Source organism: Pseudomonas sp. 5Ae-yellow, assembly GCF_014077575.1.
Lineage (GTDB): Bacteria > Pseudomonadota > Gammaproteobacteria > Pseudomonadales > Pseudomonadaceae > Halopseudomonas > Halopseudomonas neustonica.
The window spans coordinates 64003-88490 of sequence record NZ_JACGWE010000002.1; the positions used below are offsets into that span (position 1 = coordinate 64003).

Consider the following 24488-nt stretch of genomic DNA (forward strand, 5'->3'; position numbering starts at 1 on the left):
ATACTCCTGCAAGGCTGGCAGGGAGACGTTTGCCCCCCTGCTCAACTTCAGCCGCGGAACTCAGCGCGACCGTTATACGGTGCCTGACCGGCCAGTTGCTCTTCAATACGCAGCAGCTGGTTGTACTTGGATACACGGTCAGAGCGGCACAGTGAACCGGTCTTGATCTGACCCGCAGCCGTACCGACGGCCAGATCAGCGATGGTGCTATCTTCGGTCTCGCCTGAACGATGCGAGATAACCGCAGTGAAGCCAGCCGCTTTAGCCATCTGGATAGCTTCCAGTGTTTCAGTCAGCGAGCCGATCTGGTTGAACTTGATCAGAATGGAGTTACCAATTTTCTCATCGATACCGCGCTTGAGGATTTTGGTATTGGTTACGAACAGATCGTCACCAACCAACTGCACCTTGTCACCAATCTTGTCGGTCAGCACCTTCCAGCCAGCCCAGTCGGACTCATCCATACCATCTTCGATGGAAATAATGGGGTAGCGATCAGCCAAACCAGCCAGATAATCAGCAAAACCGGCCGCATCAAACACCTGACCTTCGCCAGCCAGATCGTACTTGCCGTCTTTATAGAATTCGCTGGAAGCGCAATCCAGGGCCAGGGTTACATCGTCGCCCAAAGTATAGCCGGCATTGGCAACAGCCTCGGAGATGGCGGCCAGCGCATCTTCATTGGACGCAAGGTTTGGCGCGAAGCCACCCTCGTCGCCAACCGCTGTATTCAGACCACGTGCCTTCAATACTGCCTTGAGGTGGTGGAAAATCTCGGCACCCATGCGCAGCGCTTCTGCAAAGTTTTTGGCACCGACCGGCTGCACCATGAACTCCTGGATATCGACGTTATTATCCGCATGCTCGCCACCATTGATGATGTTCATCATAGGTACCGGCATGCTGTACTGACCGGGTGTACCGTTCAGATCAGCAATGTGTGCGTACAAGGGAACGCCCTTGGCCTGAGCTGCAGCCTTGGCCGCTGCCAACGAGACCGCCAGGATGGCGTTAGCCCCCAGGGTAGCCTTGTTCTCGGTGCCGTCCAGCTCGATCATTGCGCGATCCAGCTCAACCTGAGCGATAGCATCGCGGCCAACCAGCAATTCGCGGATGGGGCCATTGATATTGGCAACTGCCTTGAGCACCCCCTTGCCCATGTAACGACTCTTGTCGCCATCGCGCAGTTCGAGTGCTTCACGTGAACCGGTTGAGGCACCGGAGGGAGCACAGGCACTACCGATGATGCCGCCTTCGAGGATAACGTCCGCTTCAACGGTTGGGTTGCCACGCGAGTCGAGCACTTCGCGGCCTTTGATATCAATGATTTTTGCCATCTTTACTTGCTAGCTCCATATAACGGGTAATCGGGGTAAAGGCTCAAGCCGTTTCCAATTCAGGGAAACTCTTGATCAAGTCATCAAGTGTCTTCAACTGGGCGAGAAACGGCTCCAGCTTATCCAGACGCAAGGCACAGGGACCGTCGCATTTGGCGTTGTCCGGGTCGGGATGCGCTTCCAGAAACAGACCGGCCAGGCCTTGGCTCATGCCCGCCTTGGCCAGATCAGTCACCTGGGCACGGCGCCCGCCGGCAGAATCACTGCGACCACCCGGCTGCTGTAGCGCGTGGGTCACGTCAAAGAAAACCGGATACTCAAACTGCTTCATGATGCCGAAGCCGAGCATGTCGACAATCAGGTTGTTGTAACCGAAGCTGGAACCACGCTCACAGAGCACCAGGTTATCGTTACCCGCTTCCTCGCACTTGGTCAGGATGTGCTTCATCTCTTGCGGAGCCAGGAACTGGGCCTTTTTGATATTGATTACCGCACTGGTCTTGGCCATCGCCACGACCAGATCGGTTTGCCGGGACAAAAAGGCTGGCAGCTGGATAATGTCACAGACTTCAGCCACCGGTGCCGCCTGATGCGGCTCGTGCACATCGGTGATGACCGGGACATTGAAGGTGCGTTTGATCTCCTCGAAGATCTTTAGCCCCTCTTCCATCCCAGGCCCACGATAGGAATTGATTGAAGAACGGTTGGCCTTATCGAAACTGGCTTTGAATACGTAGGGAATACCGAGTTTATCGGTTACTTCTACGTACTTTTCGCAGATTTGCATGGCCAGGTCCCGCGACTCCAGCACATTCATGCCGCCAAAAAGGACGAACGGCTTATCGTTCGCCATTTCGATGTCGCCAACCCGCACGATTTTCTGTGCCATAACCTTTTCGCTTCCTCAGGATTTGCTTTCTTTCTGCTTCAACGCGGCACCGACAAAACCACTGAACAATGGGTGGCCATAACGCGGCGTGGAGGTGAATTCCGGATGGAACTGGCACGCGACAAACCACGGATGATCTGCAACCTCAACCATCTCAACCAGTGCACCATCAACCGAACGACCAGAGATATTCAGACCACCCGCCTGCAGCTCAGGCAGCAGGTTGTTGTTGACCTCATAACGGTGACGATGACGTTCAACAATCACGTCCTTGCCGTAGCAGTCGTGTGCCTTGGAGCCAGCTTCAAGTGCACACTCCTGACCACCGAGGCGCATGGTGCCGCCAAGGTCGGACGCTTCAGTGCGGGTCTGCATTTCACCGCTGGCGGTTTGCCACTCGGTAATCAGACCCACGACCGGATGCTTTGACGTTTTATCGAACTCGGTCGAGTTGGCATCTGCCCAACCCAGTACGTTACGCGCGTACTCAATCACGGCAACCTGCATACCCAGGCAAATGCCCAGATAAGGCACCTTGTTTTCACGGGCATAACGCACCGCTGCAATTTTGCCTTCCACGCCACGCGAACCGAAACCACCCGGAACCAGGATGGCATCGACATCTTCCAGCAGCGCAGTGCCTTCCTGTTCAATGTCTTCGGAGTCGATATAACGCAGATTAACCTTGGTACGGCTCTGAATGCCCGCATGGCTGACTGCCTCAATCAACGACTTGTATGCATCGAGCAGCTCCATGTACTTGCCGACCATGGCGATGGTGACTTCATGCTCCGGGTTCAGCTTGGCATCCACCACGCGCTCCCACTCGGACAGATCGGCACCGCCACATTCCAGACCAAAACGCTCCACAACAAAGTCATCCAGGCCCTGTGCATGCAGCACCATGGGGATCTTGAAGATGGTGTCGACATCTTCCAAACCGATAACCGCACGCTCTTCAACATTGGTAAAGAGTGCGATCTTACGGCGTGAGGACAGGTCAATCGGATGATCAGAGCGGCAAATCAGCACGTCAGGCTGCAGGCCGATGGAACGCAGCTCCTTGACGGAATGCTGGGTCGGCTTGGTCTTGGTTTCACCGGCAGTCGCGATATAAGGCACCAGCGTCAGGTGCATCAGCATGGCGCGCTTGGCACCTACTTCTACCCGCAGCTGACGAATAGCCTCAAGAAATGGCTGGGACTCGATGTCGCCAACGGTACCGCCAATTTCTACCAGCGCGACGTCGGCGTCACCGGCACCCTTGATGATGCGGCTTTTGATTTCATCCGTGATGTGCGGAATGACCTGAATGGTCGCGCCAAGATAATCACCACGACGCTCCTTGCGCAGCACATCTTCATACACTCGACCGGTGGTGAAGTTGTTGGCGCGGCTCATCGTGGAGTTAACGAAACGCTCGTAGTGCCCCAGATCAAGGTCGGTCTCGGCACCATCATGGGTGACGAAGACTTCACCGTGCTGGAAAGGACTCATGGTACCCGGATCCACGTTGATGTAGGGATCCAGCTTGAGCATGGTCACCTTGAGGCCGCGGGCCTCAAGAATCGCCGCCAGGGAAGCCGAGGCAATACCCTTACCCAAAGAAGATACAACACCACCCGTGACGAAGATGTAGCGCGTCATGAAAAACCCATAGATTGAACTGTTAAGCGGCTAATGCCGCGGGGAATCGAAGGGAGTCTGCAGAAGCGGGAGGCGCTTCCAAAGTCTCGTCAAGATGGGAAGTCAGGATACCAGACAGCCCCGACTTGCTCAATCCGAAACAGGCTCCCAACTGACCGTAAAACCGCTTTGCTCGTCGCCAGTCACAGCTGGCTCGGCGTTCCAGCGTCCTGCAACCGAAACCAGCTCATCAGCGCAGTATAGCAAGGGGATACAGGGACGCAGCCAAACAGGTATCTGCGCCTGCTGAAACAGGTGCTTCAACGATTGCTTGCCACGCCCAGGCAGACAGATATGCTCGCCGCCCTGCCGATAGCGAATGTGCCAGGGGCCAGCACTGGCGCTGGCTAACGCCAGATGGAGCAAACCATTACCGCCCGCTAATAACTGCACAGCGGATTGTGTACAGGCCTGCGGCACACCAGCCGAAGGCCAGTCGGTGCGCACAAACCACAAGCGACCTGACGAACGGTATAAGCGGTATTCGCCAAGATCGATCTGCGGCTGGCTGTCGGTCGCCGCCGCCAACTGACCCAGCCACTCATCCAGTCTCCGCGACGCCGGTAATAATGCACCCTGCGCAGCTAGCCAGTAGCGCAGCAGATTACGCTGGCGGGCCGGCGACAACGCACTAAGTGCGTCCATGTCCAAGCTAGGCCAATGCCGCAACCAGACATCATTCAGTGGCTTGGACGTCGCACTCAAATCCTCCGCCGCACGCTCATCCAATAACTCATTCGCCTCACCGGCGTGCCCCGCCAGGCGCAACAGGCCCTCTTCTGCCTGTGGCCAGCCATCGCGTAGTGCCGGCAACAACTGGTGCCGCAGCGCAGTGCGAGCAAAACGTGGATCGCGGTTCGCCGGATCTTCAATCCAGGCCAGCCCATGCTCACGCGCCCATAGCTCCAGATCCCGGCGACGCCAAGGCAGCAATGGCCGCAACAGCTGTCCAGCAGCCAGTTGCCGCTGTGCCGGCATACCCGCCAGACCGCGTAGCCCGGTGCCACGCATCATGCGAAACAGCAGCGTCTCCAGCTGATCGTCACGATGATGTGCCAGCAATAGCGTCGCTCCCGCTGGCAGATGCACGGCAAATGCCTGGTAACGAGCACTACGCGCCGCCTCTTCAATGCTTGCCCCCGGCGCCAGCTGAACACGCTCAACGTAAAGCTCAACGCCGCGCTTGGCGCACTCCTGCTCACAGAACGCCACCCACGCGTCCGCCTCGGCACTGAGTCCGTGGTGAATATGCATAGCGGATAGAGGGGGGAGAATCAGCTGGTCACGTAATTGCACCAGCGCATCGAGCAACACCATGGAATCCAAACCGCCGGACAAACCAACAATCCAGGCGGATGAATTCATACAAGGGCCGAGCTGCTGCTGCAGCCCTTGCAAGGTAAACATATTACTTGATACCGAAAGCCATCAGACGCTCATAGCGGCTTTCCAGCAGATCTTCGTCAGACAGCGCCTGCAACTTGTCCAGCTCGGTCAGTAACTGAGCCTTGATTCGCTCTGCGGTTTCTTGCGGAGCACGATGCGCACCGCCCAATGGTTCAGGAATAAGGCTGTCAACCAATCCCAACTCCTTCAGACGCGTAGCGGTAATACCCATGGCCTCAGCTGCGTCGGCAGCACGCTCAGCGCTCTTCCACAGAATGGACGCACAGCCTTCGGGCGAAATAACGGCATAAGTCGAGTATTGCAGCATCATCAGGTGGTCACAGACGCCGATAGCCAAGGCACCACCAGAGCCACCCTCGCCAATCACGGTAGCGATAATCGGTGTTTTCAACCGCGCCATCACTTGCAGATTCCAGGCAATCGCCTCGCTCTGGCCACGCTCCTCTGCATCAATACCCGGATAGGCACCGGGAGTATCAATAAAGGTAACGATCGGCATCTTGAAACGCTCGGCCATTTCCATCAAACGGCAGGCCTTGCGATAGCCTTCAGGTTTGGGCATGCCAAAGTTACGGCGCACCTTCTCCTTCACGTCGCGGCCTTTCTGGTGGCCAATCACCATAATCGGGCGACCGTCCAGGCGGGCAACACCGCCCACGATGGCGGCATCATCGGCAAAGTGTCGGTCGCCGTGCAGCTCTTCAAAGTCGGTGAAAATGGCTTTGATGTAATCCAACGTGTAGGGACGCTGAGGATGACGAGCCATCTGCGCGATCTGCCAGCTGCTCAGGTTACCAAAAATGCTTTCGGTCAGAGACTTGCTCTTGTCCTGCAGTTTGGTGATTTCTTCGGTGATATTCAGCGAATTATCACTGCCGACCAGACGCAATTCTTCGATCTTGGCCTGCAGATCCGCGATTGGCTGTTCAAACCCCAAGTATTTCTGGCTGTTGCTCATAGGCATCCATCGTCCGCTTTCGCCCAACGCGGGCATCTAAATTTTGTTTTTACCTTACGGGATTGCCGGGCGCTCGTCGAGCACCCTCACTCCCATCATCTATAGTGCAAAGAGACGCTGTCTTTACCCAACTGGTCACGCAAACTCTGTACTAGATCGTCTGCCGGCTCGACTCGCCACTGCTCACCCAGCTTTAAAACAGCGCTCGAATCGGGTCGCTGAAGCTCTACCGTCACCGCACAACCACCACGATACTGCTGAAACAGGCTGGCCATTTTAGCCAGCGCCTGCTCGCTATGCCGGGTGGTATCCAGGCAGACTCGAACGCTATCGAGCAGACTGGTGCGAGCCTCCTCCAGGCTCATGACACGCTTGGCGCGCATACGCAGACCGCCGGAAAAATCGTCCAGCGCCACTTCACCTTCGACCACCAGCAATGCATCCTTCTGCAGTAGCGCCTGCGCATTCTGATAGGCCTCGGCAAACAGTGAGACCTCAATCCGCGCCGAACGATCATCCAGGGTCACAAACCCAACCTTGTCGCCGCGCTTGCTTTTCATCACGCGCAGATCAAACACCAGACCGGCGATGGTCTGACTCTCACGCGAGGGCCTCAGATCCAGAATGCGCTGACGGGCAAAACGCCGAATTTCACGCTCGTACTCATCAATCGGATGACCGGTCAGATACAGCCCCAGGGTATCCTTCTCGCCGCGCAAGCGTTCCTTGAAGGTCCACTCACGTGCCTTGCGGTAAGACTCATAGACGTCACGCACGGTCGACGGCCCAAGCAGCTCACCAAACAGATCATCGTGGCCACTGTCAGCACTCTTGGCAGTCTGCTCAGCAGACGCCATGGCTTCTTCCATGGCCGCCATCAAGGCAGCACGATTGCGATCCACCTGCTTCAAATAGACCGCTTCATCGGCATCGTAAAACGGACCCAGCGAGTCCAGCGCACCCGAACGAATCAAGGCCTCCATAACCCGCTTGTTAATGCGTTTGTGGTCAACCTTGGCGCAGAAATCAAAAAGATCAATAAAGGTCTCACCGGCCGCACGGGTCTGCACTATGGTCTCGACCGGCCCTTCACCCACGCCTTTGATAGCACCCAAACCGTAAACCACATCACCGGCTTCATCGACCGTGAACTTGTATTCCGACACGTTGACGTTGGGCGGCTGAATGCGCACTTTCATGCTGCGACACTCTTCGATCAGGGTCACCACCTTGTCGGTGTTGTGCATATCCGCCGACAAGACCGCCGCCATGAAAGGCGCCGGGTAATGTGCCTTCAGCCAGGCCGTTTGATAAGAGAGCAAGCCGTAGGCAGCCGAGTGCGATTTGTTAAAACCATAACCCGCAAACTTCTCTACCAGATCAAAGATATTACCTGCCAGATCACCACTAATACCATTATTAGCGCAACCCTCGATAAAGCCGCCACGCTGCTTGGCCATTTCTTCCGGCTTTTTCTTACCCATGGCGCGGCGCAGCATATCTGCGCCACCCAGGGTATAACCCGCCATCACCTGTGCAATCTGCATCACCTGTTCCTGATACAGAATGATGCCGTAGGTTGGCTTCAAAACCGGTTCGAGCCCTGCATACTGGTAATTCGGATGCGGATAGGAAACCACTTCACGCCCGTGCTTACGGTTGATGAAGTCGTCCACCATGCCCGATTGCAGTGGCCCCGGGCGGAACAGGGCTACCAGTGCGATCATGTCCTCCAGACAGTCCGGCTTGAGCTTTTTGATCAGCTCTTTCATGCCGCGTGACTCGAGCTGGAAAACCGCTGTGGTCTCCGCCTTTTGCAGCATATGATAAGTCGGCGCGTCATCCAGCGGGATAAAGTCGATATTGAGCGGCTCCAGGCCCTGCTTTGCCTGTTCCCGGTTGATGGTTTCCATCGCCCACTTGATGATGGTCAGCGTCCGCAGACCCAAAAAGTCGAACTTGACCAGGCCAGCCGCCTCGACGTCGTCCTTATCAAACTGCGTTACCAGACCGCCACCAGCTTCATCACAATAAAGCGGCGAGAAATCGGTCAGCTTGGTCGGTGCAATAACAACACCACCGGCGTGCTTACCCACGTTACGGGTTATACCTTCAAGCTTGAGCGCCATGTCCCAGATTTCCTGGGCCTCTTCATCTCCGGCCAGAAAATCGCGCAGGATCTCTTCCTGCTCATAGCCCTTGGTCAGCGTCATGCCGACTTCAAAAGGAATCATTTTTGACAGCTTGTCGGCCAAGCCATAAGACTTGCCTTGCACTCGCGCCACATCGCGCACTACGGCCTTGGCCGCCATAGTACCGAAGGTGATGATCTGCGATACCGCATTACGACCGTACATATCGGCCACATACTCGATTACCCGATCGCGCCCCTCCATGCAGAAGTCGACGTCAAAGTCGGGCATGGATACCCGTTCCGGGTTAAGAAAGCGCTCGAACAGCAGGTCATAGGCCAAGGGATCAAGGTCGGTAATCAACAGCGAGTAGGCCACCAGCGAGCCTGCTCCGGAACCACGACCGGGACCAACCGGCACGCCATTGCCCTTGGCCCACTTGATAAAGTCCATGACGATCAGGAAGTAACCGGGAAAACCCATCTGATTGATGATCTTCAGCTCGAAGTTCAGGCGATCAATGTAGACCTGACGCTTGGCCTCATAATCCTCGGTGCCCGGCGGCAATATAACCTTGAGCCGCTCCTCCAAACCTTCAAACGAGACCTTGTTAAGGAATTCCTCGATGGTCATGCCGTCCGGGATCGGAAAGTCGGGCAAAAAGTGTTTGCCCAGCTGCACGTCGATATTGCAGCGCTTGGCAATCTCGACGCTATTCTCCAACGCCTCGGGGATATCAGCGAACAGCTCAGCCATCTCCTCCGGTGTCTTCAGGTACTGCTCTTCACTGTACTGCTGCGTACGCCGAGGATCCCCCAGCACGCGCCCCTCACCAATGCACACTCGCGTCTCGTGCGCTTCGAAATCCTCGCGGCGGATAAAGCGCACATCATTGGTCGCAACCACTGGGCAGCCCTTGCGGATACCCAAGGCGACCGCTGCGTGCAGGTGCTCTTCATCATTGACGCGGCTGGTACGCTGCAGCTCCAGATAAAAACGACCGGGAAAAACCCCCATCCAGTAATCCAGCAGATCGTCTGCTGCTGCAGGCGAATTGGACAACAGCGCCAAGCCGATCTCACCCTCTTTGGCACCCGACAGAGCGATCACGCCCTCGCTCGCCTCAGCAATCCACTCCCGGCGAATCGTCACCAAGCCGTTGCGCTGACCCTCGGTGTAGCCACGGGAGATAAGTTCGGTCAGGTTGCGATAACCTTCTTTGTTCATCGACAGCAACGTCATGCGCGTCAGTTGACTATCGTCCTCGCCACCCAGCACCCACAGATCCACACCAGAAATCGGTTTGACGCCCGCGCCCATCGCGCCACGATAAAACTTGACCAGGCTGCACATATTATTCTGGTCGGTGACGGCAACCGCAGGCATCCCGGCGTCCACCACTGACTTAATCAATGGTTTGACCTTGACCAGACCATCAACCAGTGAGTATTCGCTGTGGACACGCAGGTGAACGAAGGAAAAGCTCATATAAATCCTGTTTCAGAGGGCAAGCGGCAAGACCGCTGATTGTAACTAGGGGGGAGGCTGGCGACCAGCCGCAGAGAGCACAAGTGCGATGCTAAACCAGCACCGCTCGCACGGGCGCGAAAGAGCGCCGATGAATGGGGGTAGCTCCCAGGTCGCGCAGTGCCTGCAAATGGACCGGCGTCGGGTAACCCTTATGCTTGGCAATACCGTAGCCAGGATATTGCTGATCCAGCAGTTTCATCTCTCGGTCACGCGCGACTTTAGCCAATATCGAGGCCGCTGCAATGGCTGGTACGCGACTATCGCCCTTGATCACCGGCTCACTGCGCATGGGTAATGCAGGGCAGCGATTACCATCGATCAATACCAGATCGGGGCGGACCGACAAACCCGCAACAGCGCGCTGCATGGCCAGCATGGTGGCGTGCAAAATATTCAGCTCATCAATCTCATCCACCTCGGCGCGTGCAATAAACCAAGCCAATGCCTGTTGCTGTATCAATGGAAACAGGGCCTCACGCCGAGCCTCGGTCAATTTTTTCGAGTCGTTCAAGCCGGCTATCGGACGGCTTGGATCAAGAATTACCGCCGCCGTCACCACAGCCCCGCAGAGTGGCCCGCGTCCCACTTCATCGACGCCCGCCACCAACTCGCCGTCAACCGGAGCGACCCAGTCCATCATCAGTTGCGTCACGTCAAATGCCCGCGCGTATTCAGCAGCTCCGACACAGCATCTGCCGCCGCCTGATCAGCATTACGCCGCAGACTGTGGTGCAACTCGACAAATACCTGCTGCGTCGCCTCACGCTCAGGCGTTGGCAGTAAACGCTCCAGCAACGCCGCACCCATCGCTTCTGGCGTAGCGGCGTCCTGCAGAAACTCAGGGGCAACTTCACGCCCGGCCAACAAGTTGGGCAGCGACACGTGTCCGACCTTGACCAGACGTTTGAGAATGCGGAACGTCAGCCCGGCCATGCGATAAGCCACGACCATGGGGCGTTTGAACAGCATGGCTTCCAGCGTGGCAGTGCCGGAGGCGATTAGTACTGCGTCGCAAGCCGCCAGCACCTCATGAGCCTGACCATCAAACAGGGTTAAGGGAAGTTCGAGCCCACTTTCCGCCAGAATGTCATTCATCTGCTGGCGTCGCTCGGCACTGGCACAGGGCATGACAAATAACAGCTCTGGCTCGCGCTCCTGACACCAGGCCGCGGTATCCAGAAACAGACGTCCCAGCTTGCGCAACTCGCCATTACGGCTACCTGGCAGCAATGCAAGAATGCGCTTGTCCTGCGGTAAGCCCAGCGCCTCACGTGCAGCCCGACGATCAGGCTGCAGTGGAATCTGATCAGCCAGCGTATGCCCAACACAACGGACACTAACCTCGTGGCGGCGATAGACTTCTTCTTCGAAGGGAAACAGAGTGAGCATCAGATCAGTCGACTTGCGGATACCCAGCACCCGTTTTTCACGCCAGGCCCACACCGAGGGACTCACGTAATGCACGGTAGGAATACCGGCGTCGCGCAGCTGCTGTTCTACATTGAGTGTAAAGTCAGGCGCGTCAATCCCGATGAACACGTCAGGATTCTCGCCTTTCAGGTAACTGACCAGGTCGCGACGAATACGCAGCAATTCACGCAAACGCCCCAGCACTTCGACCAGCCCCATGACTGACAGCCGCTCCATAGGCACCTGGCTCTGCATGCCTTCGGCGAGCATGCGTGGCCCACCGATACCAATAAAACGAGCATTGGGAAAGCGTTGCTTCAGTGCCTTTATAAGGCCTGAGCCCAAAGTATCGCCCGACGCTTCGCCAGCCACCAGAGCGATACACAAGGGTTTATCAGAGTGCAGCATCAACGGGACCCGCTCGGGTTATCGGGTGATGCCTCGCGTGGAGGCCAAGATAGAGTCGCGATACAGCGCCACCTCAGGGAATAGTTCAGCTGATTCTTCCAGCTCAACAAGCGCGTCTTTCAAGGTTCGACCTTGGCGGTACACCAGCTTGTACGCACGGCGCAGCGCTGTTACCAGCTCTGCAGAGTAACCGCGACGACGCATACCCTCGAAATTCATACCATGGGCGCTGGCCGGGTTGCCGCTCACCATGACAAACGCCGGGATATCCTTGAACACCGCCGTATTGGCAGCACTCATCGACCAGGGACCCAAGCGACAAAACTGATGAACCGTCGTGTAGCCGCCCAGGATGGCGCCATCGCCGACATGAACATGGCCGGCGATGGTGGCGTTATTGGCCATGATAATGTCGTCACCCACAACGCAGTCGTGCGCCACATGCACATACGCCATAAACAGGTTGTTGCTACCAATGCGCGTGACGCCCTGATCCTGAACAGTACCGCGGTGCAGCGTGCAGCCTTCGCGTATGACGTTGTTATCACCGATGATCAGCCGCGTTGGCTCACCGTTGTACTTTTTGTCCTGGCAGTCTTCACCGACTGAGGCAAACTGAAAAATACGGTTGCCTTTACCGATAGTGGTAGGGCCTTTGATGACAACGTGCGAGGCAACACGCGTACCAGCAGCAATCTCTACGCCCGGACCAATAAAGCTCCAGGGGCCAACCTCAACGTCATCGGCCAGGCTGGCTGCCGGGTCAACAATCGCCTGAGGATGAATTCTACTCATACCCGACGTTCCGCACAGATGATTTCGCCAGAGCACACTTCCTTGCCATCCACTACCGCGCGGCAAGCAAACTTCCAGATACCACGTCTGTCACTGAGGTAACGCGCTTCAAGTTGCAGCTGATCACCCGGCACTACCGGCTGACGGAAACGCAGCTTATCGGAGCCGACAAAGTAATAAAGCGTGCCATCGGAAGGCTGAACACCCATCATTTTAAAACCCAGAAGACCAGCCGCCTGCGCCATGGCTTCAATGATAAGCACACCCGGCATGATGGGGTGCTGCGGAAAGTGTCCGTTAAAAAAGGGCTCGTTAACCGACACATTCTTATAGGCGCGAATATGCTTACCCTCAAGGTCCAGCTCCACTACCCGATCAACCAACAGAAACGGGTAACGGTGAGGCAGGTATTCTTTTATTTCGTTGATATCCATGTATTCGCAGGCCTTGCTGAAAAAAGTATAGGCACCTAAGAGGTGCTGATCAGGATTTGGATGAGTCCTGCGTCCCTTGAGTCACCACCTGGAGCTGCTTCTCCAACTGCTGAACCCGTTTCGCCAGCGTGTCCAGTTGGCGAATGCGTGCAGCACTCTTCCTCCATTCTGCCGCCGGCTGCATCGCCGTGCCGGAAGAATAGGCACCAGGCTCTGTAATTGAGCGCGTCACCATGGTCATGCCACTGACAAATACATTGTCGCAAACCTCGATGTGGCCGACCATGCCCACCCCACCCGCAATCATGCAATGCTTGCCAATATGGGTGCTGCCGGAAATACCCACACAGGCCGCCATGGCCGTGTGATCACCAATATGTACGTTGTGCGCGATCTGAATCTGGTTGTCGAGTTTGACGCCGTCGCCAATCAAGGTGTCGGCAACGGCACCGCGATCAATGGTGGTATTCGCGCCAATCTCTACGTCATTGCCGATGCGCACACCACCAATCTGGGCAATCTTCTGCCACTGCCCGGCGTTGTTGGCAAAACCGAAGCCCTCGGAACCGATAACCGCTCCGGACTGAATCACCACACGCTCACCAATAACAACATCGTGATAGACAGTGACCCGAGCCGCCAGCCACCCGCCCTCGCCTATTTGTGAGCGAGCACCGACAACACACTGAGCACCGATACTGGTATGTGCAGCAATATGCGCTCCAGACTCGATGACAGCGCCAGGACCAATGCTGGCAGTGGGATCAACCACAGCGTCTTCAGCCACGACCGCGGCAGGATGAATTCCAGCTAAAGCACGTGGTTTGGGATCAAAATGGTGCGACAAGCGCGCATAGCTCAAATACGGATCGGCGACGATCAACGCATTACCGGCAAAGCCGTCTGCGTCAGACTCGGTCAAGAGGACCGCGCCAGCGCGCGTATTTGCCAAAAACTTGCGGTACTGACTGTTGGAAAGAAAAGCCAGGTGCTGCGGATCAGCCTCCTGCAGCGTGGCCAGACCGCTGATCAACAGATCAGGGTCACCAACCAGACGCGCGCCGAGCTCTTCAGCCAGGCGCGCGAGGGTAAAGCTGACGTTGCCAGTCATGGCGATACTTCAGCGAGTGCTGTTCAGGCGTTCGATAACCTGACGCGTGATATCAAACTCTGGCTTGACCTCAACCACACCGCCGCGGTCCAGCACCAGATCGTAGCTGCCGTTCTGCAGAATAGTCTCAACCGCTGCATCCAGCTTGGGCTTGAGTGCTTCCAGCATTTCACGGTCGGACAAGGCTTTGGCTTCGTTCAATTCCTTGGACTGAACCTGGAATTCACGCGCTTTCTGGCGGAATTCAAGCTCCAGCTTTTCACGCTCGCTCTGATTCAACTGAGCGCCGTCACGCTGCAGACGCTCTTGCAGACGCTTGGCTTCTGCTTCGAGGTTCTTCAGGCGTTGCAATTGAGCACCAAACTTCTTTTCCGCATCAACGGAGTACGCTTTGGCTGCATCTGACTCAAGCAGAGCCATTTGGTAGTCCAAAACTGCAATCTTCATTTCAGCAGCGGCCTGAAAACTGACCAATGCCAGCAGCGACAATACTGTCACGCGAATAAACTTACCCACTCTAATACTCCCGATTGCACATCGTTGATTTTCTGAATCAGAACGTCTGACCCAGAGTAAATTGGAACACCTGCGTATCATCCTCAGACTGGCTGTTCAGCGGCATACCCAAACTGAAACCCAGTGGGCCCAACGCAGTTAGCCATGACAGACCAATACCCGCGCTGTATCGCATATCGGCTAGTTCGACATCACCACAGCCTGGGTTATCTGAGCCATTGTTCAACACAGAGTTGGAACAATACGTATCGTAAACGTTACCCACATCAAGGAACAGTACCGTGCGCAAGGAACGCTGATCCTTCACGAAAGGCGCCGGAAAAATAAGCTCTGCGCCGCCAGTAAGCTTGATGTTACCACCGAAGGGCAACTGATCCTGATCCGGATCAGCTGTTGCCGGCGTACTTTTCGGCCCCAGGGTACTGTCTTTGTAGCCACGCACCGAACCGATACCACCGGCATAGTAATGCTCATAGAAGGGCATTTGATCGGTAGAGCCAAAGCCTTTGCCAAAACCAAGGTCGGTATGGAAGCGCAGCGTAAGATCATCCGTCATGGCAAAGAAGCGTTGTGCGCGATAATCCAGCTTGTAGAAGCTCAGATCGCTACCCGGTATGGAAATATCAAAGCCCAGATTTTGCGAGTAGCCACGGTCAGGGAATACGCCCCGGTTAAGGGTGTTCTGCGACCATGAACTGTTAAAGAAGAAGTTGGTAAAGCTATCCCCTTCCTTGTCCAGGAAGTTAACAATTTCCTGGACGGTGTAGGTCCCGGTCTTCAAGCTATCTTGCTGAGCACTCAGACCAAAAGAGACACGTGAGTTGTCACTGATCGGGTAACCGAAATTAAAGCCACCGCCGAAAGAGTCGACCGCATAGCTGGAAATGTCGACGTTCAGCTCATCATAGTCAGTTGTGCGATAAAAGGCGTTGTAACCCAGGCTGATACCGTCAACGGTAAAGTAAGGATTCAAAAAGCCGTACGACAACGAAGTCTGATACTCGGACCGGTTGGCGCCGACGCTTACGCGATTACCGGTACCAAAGAAGTTATTCTGGCTGATCGAGCCGCCCAGAATAATACCCGAGCTCTGCGAGAAGCCCAGGCTCGCCGTCACCGAACCGGAGGGCTGTTCTTCTACGGTGTAGTTCACGTCGACCATATCCTCAGCACCGGGAACAGGCACTGTTTCGACGTTCACTTCCTTGAAGTAACCAAGGCGCTCCAGGCGCGTCTTGGACTCATCAATCAGATAGGTAGACGCCCAGCCAGCTTCCATTTGGCGCATCTCACGACGTAGCACCTGATCATCTGTCTTGGTGTTGCCACGGAAATTGATGCGATTGACATAGGCGCGATTGCCAGGGTCCACATAGAAAGTAACCGATACCGTCTTGTCGTCTTCGTGAATCTCCGGAATACCATTGACGTTGGCGAAGGTATAACCCTCGTTCCCCAAGCGACGACTGATCAGATCAGAGGTTGAGGTCACTACCTGGCGGGAGAACACCTGATTGGGTTCAATCAACATCAAACGCTTGATTTCGGCTTCGCCCACCACCAGGTCACCGGAAAGACGAACATCGCGGATCGTATAGCGATCACCTTCGTTAATATTAACGGTGACATAGACGTGCTTCTTGTCAGGCGTAATAGATACCTGAGTCGAAGACACAGCCATGTTGATGTAACCGCGATCGAGGTAGTAAGAGCGTAAGCGCTCCAGATCGCCCGCCAGCTTCTCACGCGAGTACTTGTCATCGTTGCGCAGGAAAGACAGCCAGCCACTGGTCTTCAGTTCGAATAGATTAACCAGCTCTTCGTTATCGTAAACCGTATTACCTACCACGTTGATATGAGCGATAGAGGCAATTGAGCCTTCATCTACCACAATTTTCAGCGCTACTCGGTTGCGCGGCTCGGGAATGACCTGGGTTTCGATGTCAGCCGAATAGCGGCCTTGAGAAACGTACTGGCGCAGCAACTCGTTACGCACGCCTTCCAGTGTAGCGCGCTGGAAAATCTCGCCCTCGGACAAGCCCGCAGCGCTCAACCCCTTGAGCAGATCTTCGCTCTTGATTGCCTTGTTGCCCTCAAGCTCGATTGACGAAATTGAAGGTCGCTCAACCACGCTAATAATAAGCACATCGCCATCACGGCCGAGCTGTACATCCTCGAAGAAGCCGATGCGGAACAACGCACGGGTTGCCTCCACCAACTCCTGGTCATCCACCTGATCGCCAATATTCAGTGGCAAGGCTCCAAACACGCTGCCGGCGGAGACCCGTTGCAACCCATTGACGCGGATATCGGAGATCTGGAAGGCGTCGGCAAAAGCTCCCGGCGCCATAAGTATCAGAAGAAGCGCAGGCAATAGGTAACGTTTCATGAAGTCCGTTCTGAATAGCTGGTTAAAATAGTGCTGCCTAAAGAGGCAACTCATGTTCAGGCAGTGGTGCAGCCCATCAGCCGCCTAAGCGACTAATATCGTTATAAATCGCGAACAGCATAACCCCTACGATGAGGCTAAGGCCAATCTGCAGCCCCCAAGTCTGTATCCTTTCGGACAGAGGCTTGCCCCTGATCAACTCGGCGACATAATAAACCAGATGCCCACCATCCAATACCGGCACCGGCAACAGATTCAAAACACCCAAACTAATACTCAGGTAAGCAATGAAGCTGAGAAAGCTTTCCAATCCCGACTTGGCTGAAGCGCCCGCCACTTTAGCAATGGTTATCGGGCCACTCAAGTTTTTTGCCGAGACAAGCCCTGTCAGCATTTTCTTCAGCGAATCCAGAGTGAGCGCGGTCATACCCCAGGTTTTCTGTAGTGCCACCGGCACTGCCGCCAAAGGATTATGATGAATCTCGCGCATCATGTCGGCAGGCCATTCAAACCCGGCCACGCCAGCACCGATATAACCCAGTACTTCGTCATTCTGCGCTTTGGCCGCTGGAATCAGCTCAAGTTCAACCTGTTTTGCATCGCGCTCTATATCCAGCAGCAGCTTTTTCTGCGGGTTAGCCTGGATCGCGGGCACCACGTCACTGACCCAATCTGAAACGGGCTCGCCATTGACTGCGACAATAAGATCTCCGGGCTGCAGCCCGGCACGTTCAGCCGCTCCGCCGGGCTCTACTTGGCCAATGCGCGGAGCAACCTTGGGCTGCCAGCTGGCCATACCCAAAGCGGCCAATGGATCAGGCTCCTCCGCCCCCTTCAGCCAGCTATCCAATTGCACGGCGTATATCTGCGGACTTCCGCCATCACGCTCTTGCGCCTCAACCTTGAGCACTCCTGTCTCACCAAGACGTCGGATCAGCTGCAAATTGACGTCATGCCAACTGGGCGTGGGCTCTCCGTCGATAGCAATCAGCTCAAGATTCTCGTGCAATCCAGCGCGTGCCGCAGGAGTATCAGCCTCAACCGGGCCGAGAACAGGCACTAGCGTGGTTACACCCAATACCGCGATCAACCAGAAAGCCGCAATTGCCAGCAGGAAGTTAGCCACCGGGCCTGCCGCGACTATCGCAATACGCTGCCCTACTGGTTTACGGTTAAAGGCCTGGCCAAGCTCTGCAGCCGGCACCGGGCCTTCGCGCTCGTCAAGCATCTTGACGTAACCACCCAGTGGGATGGCAGCAATGGCGTACTCTGTTCCGCGGCGATCATGCCAGGTATACAAAGCCGGGCCAAAACCAATGGAAAAGCGCAGCACTTTAACGCCACAGCGCCGCGCCACCCAAAAGTGACCATATTCGTGAATGGTGACCAGCAGGCCCAAGGCAACAACAGTGGCCATAAGGGTAAACAGCAGTTCCATTCAGGGGACCTCACATGGATTCAGGACACGGCAAATAAGTAATAATCAGCGACGCTGAACAAGCCAGGCTTCAGCAAGCTCACGCGCTTTGCGGTCTGCCAGCATGATGTGATCCAGATCCAGGACCGCCTCACTTGGCATCGACCCTAACGCGTGCTCGATCATAACAGGGATATCAGTAAAGCCCATACGCCCTGACAGAAAGGAGGATACCGCGACCTCATTGGCAGCGTTCAGGATCGCACAGGCAGTGCCCCCAGTTGCGGCGGCCTGCCGCGCCAACTTGAGGCATGGAAAGCGCTCACCATCCGGCGCCTCAAAATCCAGTCGCGCCACGGAAAGCAGATCCAGCGCGCTGACGCCGGAGTCGATGCGTCGCGGCCAGGCTAGCGCGTGCGCTATCGGCGTACGCATATCAGGATTACCCATTTGAGCCAGTACGGTACCGTCCACATAATCCACCAGCGAATGCACAACGCTTTGCGGGTGGACCACTATTTCGACCTGGTCCGGGCGCGCGTCAAACAGCCAACAGGCTTCGATCAACTCCAACCCTTTGTTCATCATGCTGGCGGAATCAACCGAGATTTTTTGACCCATAGACCAGTTGGGGTGAGCACAGGCCTGGGCAGGCGTCACAGAGGCCAGCTGCTCAGCGCTGAACTCGCGGAAAGGTCCGCCGGACGCGGTCAACAGAATACGCCGCACCCCCACCTTGGCTAGCCCCGATTTGTAATCGACGGGCATACACTGAAAGATGGCGTTGTGCTCACTGTCGATAGGTAGCAGCTGAGCACCAGAGTCACGCACCGCCTGCATAAATAGCGCGCCTGACATCACCAAAGCTTCTTTATTGGCCAGCAGCACGCGCTTGCCCGCCTTGACTGCCGCCAGCGTGGGCCGCAATCCGGCGGCACCGACAATCGCGGCCATCACAATATCTACACAGCCGTCAGCGGACACCTCAGCCAGCGCCTCAGCACCATGGCGAACCCGAGTCGGGACGCCATGGCTATCCAGCCGCGACTGCAGCGATAGCGCCTGCTGCTCGTCCGCGACCACCGCGTAGACGGGCCGATGTAACACGCACTGGTCCGCCAGCACGTCCATGCGACTGTGACCAGTCAGGGCGTGCACCCGATATTCGTCAGGATGGCGAGCGATAACATCCAGCGTACTTACTCCGATTGAGCCAGTAGCGCCGAGGATTGTGATCCGCGAAACGGTCACGCCAAATAGCTCCCGAGGAGCAACCAAAATCCGACGAACATAGGAATAGCTGCCGTAAGGCTGTCTATCCGGTCGAGTACACCACCATGCCCAGGTAACAGACTACTGCTGTCCTTTAAGCCCTCTTCGCGCTTGAAAAGACTTTCGGCAAGGTCTCCGACCACTGAAATCAATACCACCAGGCCAGCACCCAAGACTCCCAGCAAGATGGCTGTCGCTCCCCAACCGAGGTAAAACATCGCAGCCAGAGCAAGAAGTTCACTGACGATCAAGCCGCCCAGCAAGCCTTCACGGGTTTTACCCGGACTGACATTCGGCATTAACTTGTTGCGACCAAACGTCTTGCCTGCAAAGTAAGCGCCGATATCTGCCGCCCACACCAGAATGAGCAGAGAAAAAATAAGCCACAAACCATATTCCTGAGCACGCAACCAAACCAGACCAGCCCACGCTGGCAGTAACACCAGCAAGCCGAACAGTTGACGCACAAAGCTACCCTGCCATACGCCTTTGCCTGCGGGATAACGCACTATCATCACAGTGGCAAAAGCCCACCAAAGCAACGCTGGAATAACGTAGTAGATAATAGGCCAGCTATCACGATACAAGCCGATCATGAACAGTCCCAGGGTCAAGGCGTAGATAATGCGTCCAGCCTGCCTGGTCTCGCCACACAGTCGAGCCCATTCCCAGGCCCCCAGCGCGACCACCGCCCCAATAAAGAAGGCAAACCAGGCACCTTGCAGCAGGATGAAGCCTGCTGCGGCCAAGGGTGCCAGAATAAGTGCAGTAATTACCCGTTGTTTGAGCATCAGGACTCCGCTGCAAGCTGTTCGCTGGTTTTGCCAAAGCGGCGCTGCCTGCAGGAAAAATCAGCCAAAGCCTCACGCAGAGCGTCCTGCTTGAAGTCAGGCCAAAACAGATCGGAAAAATAAAATTCGGTGTAGGCGAACTGCCAAAGCAAAAAATTACTGATGCGCTTTTCACCACCGGTGCGAATACACAGGTCTGGCATAGGCAAATCGGCTGTAGACAATCGCGACTCGATATCCTGCTCAGTGATCCTGACTGGGTCCAGTCCACCGCGAGCGGCCTCGACAGCGAGCTGCCGAACCGCCTGCGTTACATCCCAATGACCACCGTAATTGGCTGCAATAACCAACGTCAGGCGAGTCTCGTTGGCGGTCGCTTCTTCAGCCTTCTGCATTGCCTGCTGCAGCTCTGGCGCAAAACGGCTGCGATCACCAATTATCTGCAGCCGAACACCATTCTCTCGGAGCTTACGCACTTCACGGCGCAATGCACCGAGAAACAACTCCATCAGAGCACCTACTTCATCCTCCGGCCGCCGCCAGTTTTCACTGGAAAAGGCGAACAAAGTGAGTACCTCGACACCGTCCTCGATACACACTTCTATCATCGCCTTCACCGCGTCGACTCCGGCCTTGTGACCAGCGACTCCGGGCAGATAACGCTTGCGCGCCCACCGATTATTGCCATCCATGATAATGGCAACATGACGTGGCATTTCGGCTTGAGCGCCGGTGCTGCTGTTATTGTTCATGCCAGGCTCACTCAACAGACAGTGATCAAATTGCCATCAGGTCTTTTTCCTTGGCTTCAAGAGCCTTGTCGACCTCTGCAATGAACTTGTCAGTCAATTTCTGAACGTCATCCGCGGCGCGACGCTCTTCATCTTCACTGATTTCCTTCTCTTTCTGCAGGTCCTTCAGCTGACTCAATGCATCGCGACGAATATTGCGCACGGCGACACGCGCATTTTCTGCCTCAGAGCGCGCCTGCTTGGTATAGCCCTTGCGGGTTTCTTCAGTAAGGGCGGGCATTGGCACGCGAATAGTGGTACCGGCAGTCGCAGGATTAAGACCCAAGTCAGACGTCATGATCGCCTTTTCGACAGCCTGGATCAGGCTCCGGTCGAAAACGCTCAGCGCCAGGGTGCGCGCATCTTCAACGTTCACGTTGGCGACCTGGCGCAGCGGAGTGTCGGCGCCGTAGCAGTTAACCATCACGCTATCCAGGATGCTGGGGTGGGCACGACCAGTACGAATCTTGGCAAAAGCATGACCCAGAGACTCTACCGATTTACCCATGCGCGCCTGCGCGTCCTTCTTGATTTCGTTGATCATTCCTCAACCCTCGATCAGTGTTCCTTCGGCGCTGCCCACTACTGCGTTCAACAGCGCGCCTGGCTTGTTCATGTTAAATACCCGTAAAGGCATCTTATGGTCGCGAATCAGACAGATCGCGGTCAGATCCATCACTTCGAGCTTCAAATCCAGCACTTGATCGTAGCTTAGGCTGTCGAAGCGCTCTGCATTTGGATCCTTCATTGGATCAGCGTTGTAGACGCCATCCACTTTGGTGGCCTTGAGCACCAGGTCAGCATCGACTTCGATACCACGCAGACAGGCGGCGGTATCAGTCGTAAAGAAAGGATTGCCGGTACCGGCAGAGAATATTACCACGTCCCCGCCCGCCAGATAGCGCATAGCTTTGCGGCGGTCATAGTGCTCGGTTACACCTTCCATGGTAATGGCGGACATGACCCGGGTCTGAATATTCGAGCGCTCAAGCGAGTCACGCATTGCCAGACCGTTCATAACCGTTGCCAGCATACCCATATGGTCGCCGGTCACCCGATCCATGCCAGCGCTGTGCAGCGCCGCACCACGAAAAAGATTACCACCACCAATAACCAGACCGATCTGCACGCCGATACCGATCAACTGACCGATTTCCAACGACATGCGATCCAGCACCTTGGGATCAATACCGAAGCCTTCGGTTCCCATCAGGGCTTCGCCACTGAGTTTGAGAAGAATACGTTTGTACTTGGGTTGGCGGCTGCTGGGGACTTGGGCCATGCTTGACTCTCCTGCGCTGGAATGGAGAAATACTCAACGAGTTCCAGCAGACTGTAGCGGCGGGCACTTGTTCAGTATTTCTTAAAAAAGAGGCCTCACGCCTGCGCGGGAAGCCTCTTCGATCAACCTGTTCGCGGCGACCCGCAGGTCGCCACGGTGCACTGGTCAGGGTGCACTATAGCCTACTTACTGCTTGGAAGCGGCCAGCTGGGCAGCGACCTCGGCAGCGAAATCGACTTCTGCACGCTCAATACCTTCACCCACTTCGTAACGTACGAAGGACAGGATTTCAGCGCCGGCTTTCTTGGCCAGCTCGCCGACTTTAACATCGGGGTCCTTGATGAAGGCCTGCTCAACCAGACTACCTTCCGCCAGGAACTTGTTGATACGGCCCTTGACCATATTTTCAACAATGTTCTCAGGCTTGCCAGCGATCTTCTCGGCATTCAGCTGCAGGAAGATCTCTTTTTCCTTGGCAATGGCGTCCTCGGAAACCTGGGAAGGATCCAGGAACTGCGGATTGCTGGCAGCAACGTGCATAGCAATGTCACGAGCCAATTCTTCGTCGCCACCCTTGAGCGTAACCACGACACCAATACGATGGCCGTGCAGATAGGCACCAACCACATCACCCTCAACGCGGGTCAGGCGGCGGATATTGACGTTCTCACCGGTCTTGGCGACCAAGGCTTCACGGGCAGATTCCTGGTCAGCGATCAGGGGAGCTGCGTCGGTGTAGCCGGCCTCAAAAGCCTTGTCCAGGCTGGCAGCAACGAAACCCTTGAAGTCATCCTGCAGCGCCAGAAAGTCGGTCTGCGAGTTGATTTCGATGATGACAGCAGATTTCTTGTCATCTGCTACTTTGGCAGCGATCGCGCCTTCAGCAGCAATGTTGCCAGCTTTTTTGGCTGCTTTGATTGCGCCGGATGCGCGCATGTCATCAATGGCTTTTTCAATGTCGCCTTCAGCGGCAACCAGTGCTTTTTTGCACTCCATCATGCCTTGGCCGGTGCGCTCACGCAGTTCTTTGACCATGGCTGCAGAAATCTGTGACATGAAATAATCCTCTAGATTACTTTGACTGTTGGCAGCCCGAAGGGATAAGCAAGGCCGCCGTATCATGTTGCTTTTAATATATTGCAAAAAGGGGGCAAAGCCCCCTTTTCTACGGCATTAAACTCGCCGACCGCACCTTAGCCTTCAGAGGCTTCCGGAGCAGCTTCTTCAACGAACTCATCAGCGCCGCCGTTGTTGTTCTTGCCGCGCAGAACTGCGTCAGCAACAGCAGCAGCGTACAACTTGATGGCACGGATAGCGTCGTCATTACCGGGGATAACATAGTCGATGCCATCAGGGCTGCTGTTGGTATCAACGATACCGATAACAGGAATACCCAGCTTGTTGGCTTCGGTGATAGCAATGCGCTCGTGCTCAACGTCGATCACGAACAGAGCATCAGGCAGGCCGCCCATGTCCTTGATACCGCCCAGACCACGATCCAGCTTTTCCAGATCGCGAGTGCGCATCAGCGCTTCTTTCTTGGTCAGTTTGTCAAACGTGCCATCCTGGGATTGAACTTCCAGGTCGCGTAGACGCTTGATGGACTGGCGGATGGTCTTGTAGTTGGTGAGCATGCCGCCCAACCAGCGATGGTCAACATAAGGCTGACCGGAGCGTGACGCTTCTTCAGCAATGATCTTGCTGGCAGCGCGCTTGGTACCAACGAACAGAACCTTGTTCTTGCCAGCGGCCAATTTCTCAACGAAGCTCAGGGCGTCGTGGAACATCGGCATGGTTTTTTCAAGGTTGATGATGTGGATCTTGTTACGAGCACCGAAAATGAACTTGCCCATTTTCGGATTCCAGTAACGGGTCTGGTGGCCGAAGTGCGCACCGGCCTTCAGCATGTCACGCATAGAAACTTGGGTCATGA

General features: G+C 55.7%; 21 protein-coding genes. All 21 read right to left on the minus strand.

Features of this window, described 5'->3' with window-relative positions:
- Nucleotides 1-47: 47 nt before the first annotated feature.
- Entirely contained in the window at nt 48-1337 is a 1290-nt protein-coding gene (gene eno, locus H4J77_RS02325; RefSeq protein WP_123888663.1) for a phosphopyruvate hydratase, read from the minus strand.
- 43 nt (nt 1338-1380) lie between these two features.
- Nucleotides 1381-2226, minus strand: coding sequence for a 3-deoxy-8-phosphooctulonate synthase (gene kdsA, locus H4J77_RS02330; RefSeq protein ID WP_123888662.1), 846 nt, complete (start codon nt 2224-2226; stop codon nt 1381-1383).
- A 15-nt stretch (nt 2227-2241) separates the two neighbouring features.
- Nucleotides 2242-3873 (minus strand): CTP synthase, encoded by a 1632-nt coding sequence (locus tag H4J77_RS02335; RefSeq protein WP_123888661.1) that lies wholly within the window; start codon nt 3871-3873, stop codon nt 2242-2244.
- Nucleotides 3874-4002: 129 nt separating this feature from the next.
- Complete coding sequence (gene tilS / locus H4J77_RS02340) at nt 4003-5277, minus strand: tRNA lysidine(34) synthetase TilS (RefSeq protein ID WP_158611240.1); 1275 nt, start codon at nt 5275-5277, stop codon at nt 4003-4005.
- Nucleotides 5278-5320: 43 nt separating this feature from the next.
- Nucleotides 5321-6277 (minus strand): acetyl-CoA carboxylase carboxyl transferase subunit alpha, encoded by a 957-nt coding sequence (gene accA / locus H4J77_RS02345; protein ID WP_123888659.1) that lies wholly within the window; start codon nt 6275-6277, stop codon nt 5321-5323.
- 95 nt (nt 6278-6372) lie between these two features.
- On the minus strand, nt 6373-9897 hold the full coding sequence (gene dnaE, locus H4J77_RS02350) for a DNA polymerase III subunit alpha (protein ID WP_182246887.1): 3525 nt from the start codon (nt 9895-9897) through the stop codon (nt 6373-6375).
- 91 nt (nt 9898-9988) lie between these two features.
- Complete coding sequence (rnhB, locus tag H4J77_RS02355) at nt 9989-10579, minus strand: ribonuclease HII (RefSeq protein ID WP_182246967.1); 591 nt, start codon at nt 10577-10579, stop codon at nt 9989-9991.
- Between the two features lie 8 nt (nt 10580-10587).
- A complete protein-coding gene (gene lpxB / locus H4J77_RS02360; RefSeq protein WP_182246889.1) occupies nt 10588-11757 on the minus strand; it encodes a lipid-A-disaccharide synthase in 1170 nt (389 codons plus the stop codon).
- Nucleotides 11758-11775: 18 nt separating this feature from the next.
- Nucleotides 11776-12552, minus strand: coding sequence for an acyl-ACP--UDP-N-acetylglucosamine O-acyltransferase (gene lpxA / locus H4J77_RS02365; protein WP_182246891.1), 777 nt, complete (start codon nt 12550-12552; stop codon nt 11776-11778).
- Nucleotides 12549-12986 carry a 3-hydroxyacyl-ACP dehydratase FabZ gene (gene fabZ, locus H4J77_RS02370; protein WP_123888655.1) on the minus strand — a complete coding sequence of 146 codons (438 nt, stop codon included), beginning with the start codon at nt 12984-12986 and terminating at the stop codon, nt 12549-12551. The genes lpxA and fabZ overlap by 4 nt, the downstream gene beginning before the upstream one ends.
- Before the next feature lie 49 nt (nt 12987-13035).
- Complete coding sequence (lpxD, locus tag H4J77_RS02375) at nt 13036-14097, minus strand: UDP-3-O-(3-hydroxymyristoyl)glucosamine N-acyltransferase (protein ID WP_123888654.1); 1062 nt, start codon at nt 14095-14097, stop codon at nt 13036-13038.
- 9 nt (nt 14098-14106) lie between these two features.
- Complete coding sequence (locus H4J77_RS02380; protein ID WP_259364692.1) at nt 14107-14544, minus strand: OmpH family outer membrane protein; 438 nt, start codon at nt 14542-14544, stop codon at nt 14107-14109.
- 106 nt (nt 14545-14650) lie between these two features.
- Entirely contained in the window at nt 14651-17002 is a 2352-nt protein-coding gene (gene bamA / locus H4J77_RS02385; protein WP_123888652.1) for an outer membrane protein assembly factor BamA, read from the minus strand.
- A 76-nt stretch (nt 17003-17078) separates the two neighbouring features.
- Complete coding sequence (gene rseP, locus H4J77_RS02390) at nt 17079-18440, minus strand: RIP metalloprotease RseP (protein ID WP_123888651.1); 1362 nt, start codon at nt 18438-18440, stop codon at nt 17079-17081.
- Nucleotides 18441-18485: 45 nt separating this feature from the next.
- Entirely contained in the window at nt 18486-19670 is a 1185-nt protein-coding gene (ispC, locus tag H4J77_RS02395; protein ID WP_235869640.1) for a 1-deoxy-D-xylulose-5-phosphate reductoisomerase, read from the minus strand.
- Entirely contained in the window at nt 19667-20482 is an 816-nt protein-coding gene (locus H4J77_RS02400) for a phosphatidate cytidylyltransferase (protein ID WP_123888650.1), read from the minus strand. The genes ispC and H4J77_RS02400 overlap by 4 nt, the downstream gene beginning before the upstream one ends.
- Nucleotides 20482-21234: a polyprenyl diphosphate synthase gene (uppS, locus tag H4J77_RS02405; protein WP_123888649.1), complete on the minus strand. Its 753-nt coding sequence runs from the start codon at nt 21232-21234 to the stop codon at nt 20482-20484. Before uppS ends, H4J77_RS02400 begins: the two co-directional genes overlap by 1 nt.
- A 25-nt stretch (nt 21235-21259) precedes the next feature.
- Nucleotides 21260-21817 (minus strand): ribosome recycling factor, encoded by a 558-nt coding sequence (gene frr, locus H4J77_RS02410; RefSeq protein ID WP_123888648.1) that lies wholly within the window; start codon nt 21815-21817, stop codon nt 21260-21262.
- Between the two features lie 3 nt (nt 21818-21820).
- Complete coding sequence (gene pyrH / locus H4J77_RS02415) at nt 21821-22555, minus strand: UMP kinase (RefSeq protein WP_123888647.1); 735 nt, start codon at nt 22553-22555, stop codon at nt 21821-21823.
- Nucleotides 22556-22741: 186 nt separating this feature from the next.
- Nucleotides 22742-23611, minus strand: coding sequence for a translation elongation factor Ts (gene tsf, locus H4J77_RS02420; protein WP_123888646.1), 870 nt, complete (start codon nt 23609-23611; stop codon nt 22742-22744).
- Between the two features lie 137 nt (nt 23612-23748).
- Entirely contained in the window at nt 23749-24486 is a 738-nt protein-coding gene (rpsB, locus tag H4J77_RS02425; RefSeq protein ID WP_123888645.1) for a 30S ribosomal protein S2, read from the minus strand.
- Nucleotides 24487-24488: the final 2 nt, after the last annotated feature.

Coding starts and splice junctions, on each gene's coding strand:
- eno (WP_123888663.1), bottom strand. CDS start 1,337: ATGGCAAAAATCATTGATATCAAAGGCCGCGAAGTGCTCGACTCGCGT.
- kdsA (WP_123888662.1), bottom strand. CDS start 2,226: ATGGCACAGAAAATCGTGCGGGTTGGCGACATCGAAATGGCGAACGAT.
- H4J77_RS02335 (WP_123888661.1), bottom strand. CDS start 3,873: ATGACGCGCTACATCTTCGTCACGGGTGGTGTTGTATCTTCTTTGGGT.
- tilS (WP_158611240.1), bottom strand. CDS start 5,277: ATGAATTCATCCGCCTGGATTGTTGGTTTGTCCGGCGGTTTGGATTCC.
- accA (WP_123888659.1), bottom strand. CDS start 6,277: ATGAGCAACAGCCAGAAATACTTGGGGTTTGAACAGCCAATCGCGGAT.
- dnaE (WP_182246887.1), bottom strand. CDS start 9,897: ATGAGCTTTTCCTTCGTTCACCTGCGTGTCCACAGCGAATACTCACTG.
- rnhB (WP_182246967.1), bottom strand. CDS start 10,579: ATGATGGACTGGGTCGCTCCGGTTGACGGCGAGTTGGTGGCGGGCGTC.
- lpxB (WP_182246889.1), bottom strand. CDS start 11,757: ATGCTGCACTCTGATAAACCCTTGTGTATCGCTCTGGTGGCTGGCGAA.
- lpxA (WP_182246891.1), bottom strand. CDS start 12,552: ATGAGTAGAATTCATCCTCAGGCGATTGTTGACCCGGCAGCCAGCCTG.
- fabZ (WP_123888655.1), bottom strand. CDS start 12,986: ATGGATATCAACGAAATAAAAGAATACCTGCCTCACCGTTACCCGTTT.
- lpxD (WP_123888654.1), bottom strand. CDS start 14,097: ATGACTGGCAACGTCAGCTTTACCCTCGCGCGCCTGGCTGAAGAGCTC.
- H4J77_RS02380 (WP_259364692.1), bottom strand. CDS start 14,544: ATGAAGATTGCAGTTTTGGACTACCAAATGGCTCTGCTTGAGTCAGAT.
- bamA (WP_123888652.1), bottom strand. CDS start 17,002: ATGAAACGTTACCTATTGCCTGCGCTTCTTCTGATACTTATGGCGCCG.
- rseP (WP_123888651.1), bottom strand. CDS start 18,440: ATGGAACTGCTGTTTACCCTTATGGCCACTGTTGTTGCCTTGGGCCTG.
- H4J77_RS02400 (WP_123888650.1), bottom strand. CDS start 20,482: ATGCTCAAACAACGGGTAATTACTGCACTTATTCTGGCACCCTTGGCC.
- uppS (WP_123888649.1), bottom strand. CDS start 21,234: ATGAACAATAACAGCAGCACCGGCGCTCAAGCCGAAATGCCACGTCAT.
- frr (WP_123888648.1), bottom strand. CDS start 21,817: ATGATCAACGAAATCAAGAAGGACGCGCAGGCGCGCATGGGTAAATCG.
- pyrH (WP_123888647.1), bottom strand. CDS start 22,555: ATGGCCCAAGTCCCCAGCAGCCGCCAACCCAAGTACAAACGTATTCTT.
- tsf (WP_123888646.1), bottom strand. CDS start 23,611: ATGTCACAGATTTCTGCAGCCATGGTCAAAGAACTGCGTGAGCGCACC.
- rpsB (WP_123888645.1), bottom strand. CDS start 24,486: ATGACCCAAGTTTCTATGCGTGACATGCTGAAGGCCGGTGCGCACTTC.